A 12619-nucleotide genomic window follows, 5' to 3' on the forward strand; every position below is an offset into this window, starting at 1 on the left:
CATGAAAAAATTAACCGTTTTTACTCCGACTTTTAATCGAGCCTATTGCCTTGGTAATTGTTATCAAAGTCTTCTTAATCAAACCAGTACTGATTTTGTTTGGTTAATTATCGATGACGGCTCCACCGATAATACAAGGGAATTAGTAAGTAGTTGGATTCATGAGAATATGATTGATATTAAATATCATTGGCAAGAAAACCAAGGAATGCATGGTGCACACAATACAGCCTATGAACTTATAGATACTGAATTAAATGTTTGCATTGACTCCGATGACTTTATGCCGGAGCAAGCAGTTGAAAAAATCATTCGATTCTGGAATGAAAATGGAAGCGAGAAAGTGAGCGGATTTATCGGTCTGGACTCCTATACAGATAATAAAATCATAGGTACGAAACTACCCGAGAATATAAAAAGCTCAACCTTATTTGAGCTATATAATAAGTATGGTGTTACTGGTGATAAAAAGCTGGTCTATCGTACCGAATTAACGAAGAAGTATCCATATCCTGTATTTAATAATGAGAAATATGTAGGTTTAGCTTATAAATATTATATGTTAGATAGGCACTATGAAATGTTGTTGGTGAATGAAGTATTATGTTGTGTTGAATACCTTCCAGATGGATCATCACAAAATATGTTTAATCAATACCGGAAAAATCCAAGAGGGTTTGCATTTTATCGTAAAGTGCTAATGCAGATACCATTTGCTAGTATAACCTTTAGATTCAGGCAGGCCATTCATTATGTTTCCAGTAGTCTAATGTGGAAAAATTGGAAATTTATTAGCGAGACTCCAGTCAAGTCACTTACAGTTCTTGCTATTCCATTCGGCATTTTACTATACTTTTTTATTAATATAAAAACAAGGGCTACCCTAAAATAATTATTATTTCATATTTACATTCAAAATTTCTTAAAAAATAATGAACTTTTTGAAAGGAAATAATTATGACTATTCTATGGATCAATCTTGCCATAGTTTTTATTTTGTCATTTTTCTCAAGATATTTTGCTGTTTCAACAACTGGAATGCTCTCTTCAGTTCCGATAAAACCAAATAAAGCCCTTGTTTTTGGAACGATGGTATCATTAGCACTAGTTGCAGGTCTCCGTTCAAATATAGGAGATACCTATTTTTACAAGCACTCTTTTGAAATGAATGATTTTACTTGGGAATTTATTAATTCTCAGAAAGATATTGGTTTTGGATTACTCCAAATGGTATTAAAAAGGTATTCTAATGACCCACAGATTCTAATCTTAACAACTGCCATTATAACAAATATACTTATTGTCCTTGTATTGTACAAATACTCGCGAATGTTTGAGCTTAGTATGTTTGTCTATATTACAGGTGGTTTATTTTTAATTTCTATGAATGGTATTAGACAGTGTCTTGCTGCAGCAGTTATTTTTACGGCAACAAAATTTTTAATTGAGGGAAGTTTGCTGAAATATATCTTAGTCATACTTGTTGCTTCCACGTTTCATCAAAGTGCACTAGTATTAATCCCAATCTATTTTTTAGTTAGGTATAAAGCTTGGTCAAAGGCAACTTTTATCCTGTTATTTTTCTCAATTTTAATAGTGTTAGGATTTGATAAATTTTCAACCATATTATTCTCCGCAATTAAGGACACTGAATATGGTCATTATCAAAACTTTAATGAAGGCGGAGCTAGCATTATTAGAGTTGCTGTAAATCTTGTTCCGATTGCAATCTCCTACTTTGGAAGAGAAAAGCTACGAAAGATTTTCCCTGAAAGTGACATTATAGTGAACATGTCAATTATTGGATTTGTCTTTATGATTATTTCAACCCAAAATTGGATATTTGCTAGATTCTCTATTTATTTTACTTTATATCATTTAATTCTGATTTCTTGGATTGTCAAAGTTTTTTCTGAAAAGGATCAAAGAGTCATCTATTATGCACTTTTAATATGCTATTTTATTTTTTATTATTATGAGAGTGTAATATCTTTGAATATCATTTATAAAAGTGATTATTTATAATAACAGTTTTATATATGGAGGTAGTAATTGTGGGAACATCCCCCAAGAGGATTTTGCATATTGTTAGTTCAATGGAACGCGGTGGAGCGGAAACCTTAATCATGAATATTTATAGAAACTTGGATAGGTCAAAAATCCAATTTGATTTTATATCACACTCAAACAAACAAGGGGATTACGAGAAGGAAATTATTGAACTTGGTGGAAGGATTTTCAAAATTCCAAGTTTGGGGCAGCTTGGTCCATATACCTATATAAAAGAATTAGTAAAAATTATGTCTGCAAATTCTTTTATTGCCGTTCACGCTCATACAGACTTTCAAAGTGGATTTCCAGCATTAGCTGCTAAAATAAGTGGGATTACAAATAGAATTTGTCATTCCCACAGTAACAATTGGCATAAAGGGAATAGATATTATGAAAAAATCACTTTAAAAGTCCTCCAAACAATAATTAGATTTACTGCAACACATTATTGCAGTTGTAGTAAAGAAGCAGCTGAATTTCTATTTGGCAAAAAAATGTTTAATGATGGAAAAGTTAGAATTCTTAAAAATGGAATTGATATTAACCAATTTGAAAGTAAAAAAAACTATAGAAAAAGTGTTTCCGAGGAATTAGGGATACCCGATAATTCCAAAATTATCGGTCATGTAGGAAGGTTTTCAGAGTCTAAAAATCATATATTTATATTGAAAATTCTAAAGGAATTATTAGAAAAAGACAGTAGTTTTTTTGCCTTATTAATAGGTGAAGGCCCATTAAAAAAACAAATTGAAAAAGATGCACAAACCCTAGGAATTCTAAAACACATTAGGTTTTTAGGGGTCAGGGAAGATATACCGAGATTGATGAAAGCCTTTGATGTATTTCTTTTCCCTTCACAATTTGAAGGTTTTGGTATAGTTGCGTTAGAGGCGCAAAGTGCAGGAACACCTTGTGTCATCTCCAATAAAGTGCCCATTACTACAGATATGGGATTAGGATTAACTTCTTATCTCAGTCTTGATGAGAGATTGGAAAACTGGTGCACTGAAATTAATGATGCTTTAGAAAAGGATAGACCCAGCAGCAGGCTGATTAAAGAAGAAATATCCAAACGTGGTTACAACATTCAAAGTAATGTTAATGATTGGATTAATTTATATGGGGCTAGTTGACAATGGTAAATCCTGAAGGTAGGTAATAATAATGAAACATAATATTAATATGGCGGGGAACGTAACATGAAAAAGAAGTTATTAATCGCATCTTTTGACTTGGCTATAGGTGGGGTAGAAAGAAGTCTTATTGGTTTACTAAATAATATTGATTACACTAAATATGAAGTGGACTTGATGTTATTTAAACATGAAGGAGAATTCCTTCCTTTTCTCCCGACTGGTCCAAAATTATTACCAGAACTACCTCAATATACAACCTTCAGAATGCCAATTGCTCAAATCGCTAAAGAGGGACAAATACCCGTTGCAATCTCGCGCATGATGGCAAAATATATAGGTTCCTTTCACGGTAAAGTGAAAAGTATTGATGAACCAGGCTACCTTGTTATCCAATATGGTTGGGAAATGGCAACTCCTTTTCTTCCAAAACTTAATAAAGAATATGATGTGGCCATAGGTTTTCTATGGCCACATCATTTTGTCGCTGAAAAGGTAAAAGCAAAAAAGAGAATTGGATGGATCCATACTGATTATTCCAATATTCATGTAAACCAGAAACTTGAAACGAAAATGTGGAATAAATTGGACAACATTGTTGCTGTTTCAGAAGAGTGTTCAAATACATTCTTAAATATCTTCCCAGAGTTTAAACCAAAAACAACCATAATAGAAAATATTTTGTCACCTGAGTTTATTAGGAAACAAGCCAATGATGATTTCTCAGGGGTATTCAAAAAGACACCAGGAAAAACTATTTTGTTGACAGTAGGGCGTCTAACACATGCAAAAGGGTTAGATTATGCAATAAGAGCTTGTAAAGAATTATTAAAAGCTGGATACGATATTGAGTGGTATGTGGTTGGATATGGTCCCCTTGAAGCTGACTTAAAAGAACTTATCAAACAATTAAATTTGTCTGACAGTTTCTTTCTGCTTGGTAAAAAGACAAATCCATATCCATATATTAAAAATTGTGATATTTATGTACAGCCATCAAGGTATGAAGGAAAGGCTGTGACGATTAGAGAAGCCCAAATATTAGGTAAGCCAGTTGTCATCACCAATTTTCCCACAGCTAAAAGCCAAGCAATTAACGGAGTGGATGCTTTAATTACTACACAAGATGTATCAGGTTTAGTAAATGGAATTCAAAGTTTAATAAATGATGATAACCTTAGAAATAGGCTTATATCAAATGTACTGTCGAAGGATTATGGTAACGAGAATGAAATTGAAAAGTTATATAACCTATTAGGTTAGAAAATAAGGTAGGTGTTATGTAAATGGCAATACTTATTACTGGAGGAGCTGGCTACATCGGCAGCCATACATGTGTTGAATTATTGAATGCGGGCTATGAAATTGTAGTGGTGGATAACTTTATTAATAGTAATCCAGAATCTTTGAACCGAATAAGAGAAATTACAGGTAAAAGTTTCAAAAGTTATTATATTGATTTACTGGATGAGGAGAAATTGAATAAAGTATTTTGGGAAAATGATATCGATTCGGTCATCCACTTTGCTGGCTTAAAAGCAGTCGGTGAATCGGTTAACCTTCCGCTTAGATATTATCATAACAATATTACTGGTACGCTTGTCCTATGCCAAGCGATGAAACAAAATAATGTTAAAAAGTTAGTTTTTAGTTCATCAGCAACTGTGTATGGTATGCCAGAGCGGTTTCCAATTTCAGAGGATTTTCCTCTTGGGACATTGAACCCGTATGGTCGAACCAAGTTAATGATTGAAGAAATCTTGCAGGATCTTTACGTTTCAGATAGTGATTGGAGTATTGCACTTTTAAGATATTTTAATCCAATCGGAGCTCATACTAGTGGGCTTATTGGCGAAGACCCAACTGGTATTCCCAATAACATTATGCCTTACATAACACAGGTGGCAGTAGGAAAACTAAAAGAATTAAATGTATTTGGAAATCAATATCCTACCAAAGATGGAACTGGTGTCCGGGACTACATTCATGTAGTGGATTTAGCCAATGGTCATCTAAGGGCACTTGAGAAAGTTACAAACTCCTCTGGTATTGATGCCTATAATCTTGGTACTGGAAAAGGCTATAGCGTATTAGAACTGGTATCAGCTTTTGAACAGGCAGCAAAGAAAAGAATACCGTTTAAAATTGTAGAAGCACGACCTGGTGATGCAGCCATATGTTATGCTAATCCATTAAAGGCGAAACAAGAGTTAGGATGGGAGGCAGTGAAAAGTATTCAAGAGATGTGTATTGACTCTTGGAGGTGGCAGATGAAAAACCCAAACGGATATAACAATAGAATCGCTGACTTAGAAAATCGCCACTTAGTGAAGAGTGGCGATTTTAATTTGTAAAAATTATTTGTGGCTGTGGGGTAGAGAAGTGAGTATGACTAGCTTATTAACACAACAGAAGCTTGAACAAATTTTAGTAAAAACATTTTTTAAAGTTCAGGAATCAGAAAAGATAAATATCATAGAATTAATCGAAGAAATAAAACAACAAATTATTTCTGAAAAGGAATAATGATGTATTAGAAAGTTTATAGGAGTTGGCTAGTAATGAAGCGTTTGTTTGATATCATAGTTTCATTAATTTTATTAATATGTTTTTCTCCCATCTATGTCATTTTTGCCTTTTTGGTGAAGGTAAAGCTAGGGTCTCCGATTATATTTAAACAGATGCGGCCAGGTTTATATGGTAAACCATTTTACCTTTATAAACTTAGATCGATGACTGATGAAAGAAATCATAAAGGTCAATTGCTGCCAGACGATAAAAGGCTGACCTCGTTTGGTCAATTCCTGCGAAAATATAGTATCGATGAGTACCCTCAGTTAATAAATGTAATTAAGGGTGATATTAGCTTAGTTGGTCCAAGACCTCTGTTAATGGAGTACTTACCCCTTTATACAAAGGAGCAATCAATGCGCCACAATGTTAAACCTGGTATAACCGGTTGGGCACAGATCAATGGTCGAAATGCAATAACGTGGGAAGAAAAATTTAATTTGGATCTCTGGTATGTAAAAAATCAATCGTTTTTACTGGATATTAAAATCCTATTTTTAACCGTTTATAAAGTAGTGGTCTCGGAAGGAATAAATCAACCAGGAAATGCTACAGCGGAAAGCTTTACAGGTTCGAATTCTACGGTCAGAGGGGGACATGGATGAAAATTGTGGTAGTTGGTCGTGGAGGTCACAGCAAGGTAATAGTCGATATGATTTTATCTAATCGGGAACATGACATTGTTGGTTTTTTGGATGACAAATATGATGAGTTAGGATTAATAGAGGATATTTATTGTGGACCCATTTCATCAGCCAAAGGACTAGTCGAAAATTCACATGATATTAAATTTGTCATTGCAATCGGGGATAATAAGATTCGTCATTCAATTGTACATAGACTAAATCTCACATATAAAAATTATATAACCGTGATTCACAAGTCGGCAGTTATTAGTCCTACTGCCAAGATAGGTCATGGAGCTGTTATTATGCCTAATTCTGTAATAAATGCTGATAGTAGAATCGGCAATCATTCCATTATTAACACAAGCTCAGTGATTGAACACGATAGTATCGTAGGTGATTTTTCTCATGTTTGCCCTGGTGCCACATTAACCGGTACTGTCCAATTAGGTGAGGGTGCCTATGTTGGCGCAGGATCCACGATTATCCCTAACATTAAGATTGGTGAGTGGACTATTATTGGTGCTGGGGCAACAGTGATTTCGGATATTCCCGCTTTTTGTACAGCCGTTGGTACTCCTGCCAAGGTCAAAAAAGTCAATCAAATAAGTTTGAGGGTGAATTAATTGTTAAATACAACTTTTAAAAAGAAAATTTTTCTTTCATCACCACATATGAGTGGGAATGAGCAAAAGTATATAGATGAGGCATTCGAAACCAACTGGATAGCGCCACTTGGTCCAAATATTGATGAATTCGAAAAAAAAATTGCGAATTATGTGGGAGTCAATGAAGCTGTTGCCGTTAGTTCAGGTACCGCAGCAATTCATTTGGCTCTTTCTTTATTAGATGTGAAAAAGGGTGACAAAGTTTTTTGTTCTAGCCTCACCTTTGTTGCTAGTGCCAATCCTATTATATATCAAGGTGCAGAGCCAGTATTTATCGATTCCGAGTTAGATACATGGAATATGTCTCCTGAAGCTTTAGAAAAGGCTTTTATAGATGCAAGTAGTGAAGGAAAACTACCAAAAGCTGTGATCGTTGTGAATTTGTACGGACAGAGTGCAAAAATGGATGAGATCCTTTCTATATGCAATCAATACGATGTTCCTATTATTGAAGATGCAGCAGAATCACTTGGGTCAATTTATAAAGGTAAAGCAAGTGGAACATTCGGAAAATTCGGGATTTATTCGTTTAACGGCAACAAAATTATTACCACATCCGGTGGGGGAATGCTTATTTCAGAGGACATTGAAGGGTTAAGAAAAGCTCGCTTTTTGGCAACCCAAGCACGTGATCCTGCACCACATTATCAGCATAGCAATATAGGGTTTAATTACCGAATGAGCAATATTTTAGCGGGGATTGGCAGGGCTCAATTAGAAGTTTTGAACCATAGGGTTGAAGCAAGGAGGCTAATCTTTGAAAAATATTATCAAGAGTTAGCACATTCGGCAGGGATTTACTTCATGCCGGAATTAGAAAATACCCTATCAAATCGTTGGTTAACAGCTCTTACGATTAATGAGGCAGAAGCAGGAGTTTCTGTTCAAGATGTATTAAATGCATTAACAGAAGAAAATATTGAAGCCCGTCCAGTATGGAAGCCGCTTCATATGCAGCCAATTTTCCAAGGAGCTAAATATTATTCACATAGTAAGAGGGAAAATATCTCTGAATATTTATTTGAAAACGGCATATGCTTACCATCTGGTTCCAATATGACCATAGAGGAACAATTAAGAGTTATTAATTGTATTAAAGAAACTTTAGCATTTGCAAATGGTAGGAAGAGATGTGTTTGAGGCAGAAAAATTTTAAAAGACTAAACGGGGTATGAGTGATGATAGGAAAAAATATCTATGAAATACGTATGAAAAAAGGGCTAACATTATCAGCTCTTGCAGAACGTGCAAATATCTCAAAGTCATATCTTAGTAATATTGAGAGAAACTTAAACCAGAATCCCTCAATTCACGTTATAGGAAAGATTGCAAATGAATTGGGTGTTGATATAAAGGAACTTTTAAAAAGTGTAGAAACTAAGGACCAACAATCTAATGATAATGAATGGCTTGAAATAGTAAATGAGTTAAGGGAAACGGGCATTGAGAAAGGGCAATTGAACGAATATAAAACATTGATTGAATTTATAAAGTGGCAGAATCAGAATACGGAAGCAAAAAAATAAGTTATTTGGAGATTAACATTAACTCATATGAATATTTTCTGGGCTTGGCCGACTTCCAGCATTTCATTTATGAACCCAAAAATATGTAGGGAGGCGGATGTAAGTTGAACCAAAAAGTAAGTGTGGTTGTTCCGATATATAAGGTTGAGAGGTACCTATCAAAATGTGTCGATAGCATTTTAAATCAAACCTATAGAAATCTAGAGGTTATTTTAGTGAATGATGGGTCTCCTGATGATTGCGGTAACATTGCAGAAAATTATGCATTATTAGATAATCGAGTCAAGGTTATACACAAGGAAAATGGAGGTTTATCTGATGCTAGGAATTATGGGATGAAGTATGTAACAGGGGAATATACTCTTTTTGTTGACAGTGATGATTGGTTGGATAGAAGTATGATAGAGGAACTTGTGAAAACTAGTAGTAAATTTCAAGCTGAGGTTGTGCAATCAGCTTTTTATTATGCGTATAATGATCATTTGTTATTTGACAGTAGGGTTTATAAACAGAATGCTTCTCCAGTAGTATTAGATAATAAATCATTAATGTATGAACTTGTGAAAAACAACATAGTCAAAAACTTTGCCTGGGGTAAGCTCTACAAAACTAAAATAATCAAAGACATTCCTTTTAAAAAAGGCGTTTTGTTTGAAGATGTATTTTGGGCCCATCAAGTGATGCAAGGAGTAAAAACGTTTGTTTGTGTAAATAAACCCTTTTATTTTTATCTCCAAAGAGCAGACAGCATTGTAGGAACTTATACACCAAGAAACTTGGATATTCTTGAGGGGTTAAAAGAAAGACATCGTTTTATTGAAAAGTATTATGAGAATCTAACAGCTGAATCATATAAGGCACTATTAAAAAACAATTTAATCCATTATATCCTTCTCTTGCGGAACAGGAAAAAGGATCGCAACGGGTTGTATCGAAAAGAAATTTTCGAGTATATCAAGGGGAACTACTCAGAATTAAAAAAAGCAACGGTCGATGATAAACTATTAAAAAAGCAACTAATTATGTTTAATATTCATCCCTATCTTTATACAATATTTCTGGTTTTCCAAAAGGTATTAAGAAAGATAAGGTTCCTTCCTCAACCGATTGGGCTGGAAAGAAGAGATTTATAAGTGGAAACAAGAAGATAGGTATTTATAAGTATGGCAGCTCTTAGTATATGGAGGTGCTTTTTTTAATCCAACGGGGGTGAAAAAGATTTGATTAAAAACTATATAGCACTTTTCATAATTTATATTTTCAACCTTCTTCCAATTAAGAAAAATAAAATATTCTTTTTTAGCTACTATGGAAGTCAATATGGATGTAGCCCTAAATATATTTCAGAATATATTCTCAAGAATTATCCTAAAGATAAATTTGATGTGGTATGGGCTTTCAATGATCTTAATGGTAAAGAACATTTAAGCGACTTTAGAAAAGTAAAGATCATGACATTTAGGTATTTTTATGAATTATGTACTTCTAAAATTGTGATTACCAATTTTAGAACAACAGATTTATATGTTAAAAGAAAAAATCAGTATTATATTCAAACCTGGCATAGCTTTTTGCGTTTAAAACAAATAGAAAAAGATGCGGAAGAATCTCTGCCATCAAACTATATTAATATGGCAAAAAAGGACTCTCGAAAATGTGATCTATTACTATCCGGTTGTGATTATAGCTCGGATATTTTTAAAAGAGCTTTCTGGTATGAAGGAGATATCTTTGAACATGGTACACCAAGAAATGATTTACTGTTCAAAGATAATTCCTTTTTTAGAAACAAAATTCTAAAGGAACTAGACGTTCAGGACAATCAAAAGATAATTCTTTATGCACCTACATTTAGGAAAGATAATAATTTAGAGGTTTATAACATTCAATATTCAAACATCATGGAACGGTTGAAAAATAAATTTGGAGGGGAGTGGGTTTTCTTAGTTAAATTACATCCACACCTAATGTCCCAGTCTAGTCAATTAACTTTCTATAACAACGTCATTGATGTCACGTCCTATGATGATATTCAGGAGTTACTAAGTATTGCTGACGTCTTAATTACTGATTATTCATCACTTATGTTTGATTTCGCTATTACCCAACGACCCTGCTTCTTATTCGTCCCAGATTTAGTTGAATACATAAAGAAGGATCGGAATTTATACTTTGATATAAAGGAATTACCTTTTATTTCCGCAGAAAATACTCAAGAGTTACTTGATAAAATTGAAAGCTTTGATAATACAATGTACAGTCAACGCTTATCTTATTTTTTAAAAAGAGTGGGATCATTTGAAAGTGGTAAAGCAAATGAACACCTTCTCAAGCATATAGAAGAGGTTTGTTTTAACGATGATAGGAGGAAAGGTTATGAAAAAGAAGCAGTATAAAATTGGTTATACAGCAGGAGTATTTGATTTATTTCATGTAGGGCATCTAAATATTTTAAAAAAGGCAAAAGAACAATGTGAATATCTTATTGTTGGAGTAAGTACGGATGAATTAGTAATGGAATATAAGAAGAAAAGCCCAGTAATACCACATCATGAAAGAATGGAAATTGTCGAGGGAATAAAATATGTTGATAAGGTTGTTCCTCAAACCAATAGGGATAAATTTTCCGCTTGGGAATCCCTACAGTTTGACGTAATGTTTGTGGGGGATGATTGGAAGGGAAACGTACTATTTAATGAGGTTGAAAAGGAGTTCAATCTAGTAGGGGTTGAGATTATTTATTTTCCTTACACTCAGGGAGTGTCATCAACAATTGTAAAGAAGAAAATAACATTATAAGGTAATTAATAAAATTCGAAAAAAGAGTGAAGTGAAATATAACATTATGAAAAAACAACTATTATTTGTAATAGACTCTTTACACTGTGCGGGGGCAGAAAAAAGTCTGGTTACACTTTTATCACTTCTAGACTATTCCAAGCATTCGGTAGACTTGATGCTGTTTGGCCACGGTGGGGTGCTTGAGGAATTAGTTCCTAAAGAAGTTAAGATACTAAAGCCATTAAAGTATACAGAATTTGCAGCCTCAGATGTAAAAAGTGCAATTAAAAGTTCAATTAAGGAATTTGACTTTAAAATGTTATCTTCCAGAATGAAATACTCAATGGGAATTCGTAAGAAAAAATATAGCAATGCCCAGAAGGCGAGAATATTCTGGCAGAGTGTTTCTAATGTTATAGAAAAAAATCCTAAAGTATACGATGTTGCCATTAGTTATGCTCAAGGAATCCCTACATTCTATGTAGTAGAAAAAATAAAGGCAAAGAAAAAGTTTGCTTGGGTTAATGTAAGTTATAGATTAGATGGAATTGAGAAAGAATTTCAAAGTAGATTTTATGATAAATATGATAGAATCGTGGCTGTATCTGACTCTACGAAAGAGATATTACTGGAGACATTTCCTGCTTACTCCAAAAAGGTTGATGTTATATATGATATAAATAATCCTGATTTTATTACCAAGATGGCAGGTTTCGGGGAGGGCTATAAGGATGATTTCGATGGATTAAAGATTCTAACTATCGGTAGATTAGCTCACCAAAAGGGATATGATTTAGCACTGGATGCCTGCAAAAAGCTTAAAGATAAAAATATTAAGTTTAGATGGTATGCTTTAGGTAAGGGACCTTTAATAAAAGAAATTCAGGAAAAAATAAAAGAAAATGACTTATCTGATTACTTTATATTGTTAGGAGTCAAATCCAACCCATACCCATATATAAAAAATGCTGATATATATGTACAGACTTCGAGATTTGAAGGATTTGGACTAGCGATTGCTGAAGCCCGAATGCTTAATATTCCTGTTGTAACTACAAAATTTGATGCAGTTTACAATCAAATGGTAGAGGGGAAAAATGGGCTAGTCGTTGATATGAATTCGAATGCCGTTTGTAATGGGATATTAAAATTGATAAATGAGAAAGAATTAAGGGAAAGTATTGTTGATTACTTACGTGCTGAGAAAAAAGGAAATATAGAGGAATTAGAAAAATTTTATAATTTAATAGGATAAGTGAAAG

The 12619-nt window shown here is 33.6% G+C and carries 14 protein-coding genes; all 14 read left to right on the top strand.

Annotation, left to right across the window (positions count from 1 at the left end):
• Nucleotide 1: 1 nt before the first annotated feature.
• The 14 genes from QFZ31_RS26195 (at nucleotide 2) to QFZ31_RS26260 (ending at nucleotide 12612) form a co-directional block, all read left to right on the top strand.
• Entirely contained in the window at nucleotides 2-892 is an 891-nt protein-coding gene (locus tag QFZ31_RS26195; RefSeq protein WP_307308743.1) for a glycosyltransferase family 2 protein, read from the top strand.
• Nucleotides 893-957: 65 nt separating this feature from the next.
• Nucleotides 958-2025 (top strand): EpsG family protein, encoded by a 1068-nt coding sequence (locus QFZ31_RS26200; protein WP_307308745.1) that lies wholly within the window; start codon nucleotides 958-960, stop codon nucleotides 2023-2025.
• A 71-nt stretch (nucleotides 2026-2096) separates the two neighbouring features.
• Nucleotides 2097-3185: a glycosyltransferase family 1 protein gene (locus tag QFZ31_RS26205; protein ID WP_307311800.1), complete on the top strand. Its 1089-nt coding sequence runs from the start codon at nucleotides 2097-2099 to the stop codon at nucleotides 3183-3185.
• A gap of 66 nt (nucleotides 3186-3251) precedes the next feature.
• Nucleotides 3252-4448: a glycosyltransferase gene (locus QFZ31_RS26210; protein ID WP_307308747.1), complete on the top strand. Its 1197-nt coding sequence runs from the start codon at nucleotides 3252-3254 to the stop codon at nucleotides 4446-4448.
• A 23-nt stretch (nucleotides 4449-4471) separates the two neighbouring features.
• Entirely contained in the window at nucleotides 4472-5539 is a 1068-nt protein-coding gene (gene galE / locus QFZ31_RS26215) for a UDP-glucose 4-epimerase GalE (RefSeq protein WP_307308751.1), read from the top strand.
• Nucleotides 5540-5567: 28 nt separating this feature from the next.
• On the top strand, nucleotides 5568-5711 hold the full coding sequence (locus QFZ31_RS26220) for a hypothetical protein (RefSeq protein ID WP_307308753.1): 144 nt from the start codon (nucleotides 5568-5570) through the stop codon (nucleotides 5709-5711).
• A gap of 35 nt (nucleotides 5712-5746) precedes the next feature.
• Complete coding sequence (locus QFZ31_RS26225) at nucleotides 5747-6361, top strand: sugar transferase (RefSeq protein ID WP_307308756.1); 615 nt, start codon at nucleotides 5747-5749, stop codon at nucleotides 6359-6361.
• A complete protein-coding gene (locus tag QFZ31_RS26230; protein ID WP_307308761.1) occupies nucleotides 6358-7008 on the top strand; it encodes an acetyltransferase in 651 nt (216 codons plus the stop codon). Before QFZ31_RS26225 ends, QFZ31_RS26230 begins: the two co-directional genes overlap by 4 nt.
• 48 nt (nucleotides 7009-7056) lie before the next feature.
• Nucleotides 7057-8190, top strand: a complete 1134-nt coding sequence (locus QFZ31_RS26235; protein WP_373459939.1) for an aminotransferase class I/II-fold pyridoxal phosphate-dependent enzyme — start codon at nucleotides 7057-7059, stop codon at nucleotides 8188-8190.
• A 38-nt stretch (nucleotides 8191-8228) separates the two neighbouring features.
• Nucleotides 8229-8576 (top strand): helix-turn-helix domain-containing protein, encoded by a 348-nt coding sequence (locus tag QFZ31_RS26240; RefSeq protein ID WP_307308766.1) that lies wholly within the window; start codon nucleotides 8229-8231, stop codon nucleotides 8574-8576.
• A 104-nt stretch (nucleotides 8577-8680) separates the two neighbouring features.
• A complete protein-coding gene (locus QFZ31_RS26245) occupies nucleotides 8681-9709 on the top strand; it encodes a glycosyltransferase family 2 protein (RefSeq protein ID WP_307308768.1) in 1029 nt (342 codons plus the stop codon).
• Nucleotides 9710-9796: 87 nt separating this feature from the next.
• On the top strand, nucleotides 9797-10972 hold the full coding sequence (locus QFZ31_RS26250; protein ID WP_307308771.1) for a CDP-glycerol glycerophosphotransferase family protein: 1176 nt from the start codon (nucleotides 9797-9799) through the stop codon (nucleotides 10970-10972).
• Nucleotides 10953-11375, top strand: coding sequence for an adenylyltransferase/cytidyltransferase family protein (locus tag QFZ31_RS26255; protein WP_307308772.1), 423 nt, complete (start codon nucleotides 10953-10955; stop codon nucleotides 11373-11375). Before QFZ31_RS26250 ends, QFZ31_RS26255 begins: the two co-directional genes overlap by 20 nt.
• 46 nt (nucleotides 11376-11421) lie before the next feature.
• Entirely contained in the window at nucleotides 11422-12612 is a 1191-nt protein-coding gene (locus QFZ31_RS26260; RefSeq protein WP_307308774.1) for a glycosyltransferase, read from the top strand.
• The last annotated feature ends 7 nt before the right edge of the window (nucleotides 12613-12619 follow it).

This window comes from Neobacillus niacini, assembly GCF_030817595.1.
Lineage (GTDB): Bacteria > Bacillota > Bacilli > Bacillales > Cytobacillaceae > Neobacillus > Neobacillus niacini_G.

Excerpts from the sequence above, each read along its gene's own strand:
- QFZ31_RS26225 (WP_307308756.1), top strand. The coding sequence starts at position 5,747 with ATGAAGCGTTTGTTTGATATCATAGTTTCATTAATTTTATTAATATGT.
- QFZ31_RS26255 (WP_307308772.1), top strand. The coding sequence starts at position 10,953 with ATGAAAAAGAAGCAGTATAAAATTGGTTATACAGCAGGAGTATTTGAT.
- QFZ31_RS26240 (WP_307308766.1), top strand. The coding sequence starts at position 8,229 with ATGATAGGAAAAAATATCTATGAAATACGTATGAAAAAAGGGCTAACA.
- galE (WP_307308751.1), top strand. The coding sequence starts at position 4,472 with ATGGCAATACTTATTACTGGAGGAGCTGGCTACATCGGCAGCCATACA.
- QFZ31_RS26235 (WP_373459939.1), top strand. The coding sequence starts at position 7,057 with ATGAGTGGGAATGAGCAAAAGTATATAGATGAGGCATTCGAAACCAAC.
- QFZ31_RS26200 (WP_307308745.1), top strand. The coding sequence starts at position 958 with ATGACTATTCTATGGATCAATCTTGCCATAGTTTTTATTTTGTCATTT.
- QFZ31_RS26195 (WP_307308743.1), top strand. The coding sequence starts at position 2 with ATGAAAAAATTAACCGTTTTTACTCCGACTTTTAATCGAGCCTATTGC.
- QFZ31_RS26230 (WP_307308761.1), top strand. The coding sequence starts at position 6,358 with ATGAAAATTGTGGTAGTTGGTCGTGGAGGTCACAGCAAGGTAATAGTC.
- QFZ31_RS26210 (WP_307308747.1), top strand. The coding sequence starts at position 3,252 with ATGAAAAAGAAGTTATTAATCGCATCTTTTGACTTGGCTATAGGTGGG.
- QFZ31_RS26260 (WP_307308774.1), top strand. The coding sequence starts at position 11,422 with ATGAAAAAACAACTATTATTTGTAATAGACTCTTTACACTGTGCGGGG.
- QFZ31_RS26205 (WP_307311800.1), top strand. The coding sequence starts at position 2,097 with ATGGAACGCGGTGGAGCGGAAACCTTAATCATGAATATTTATAGAAAC.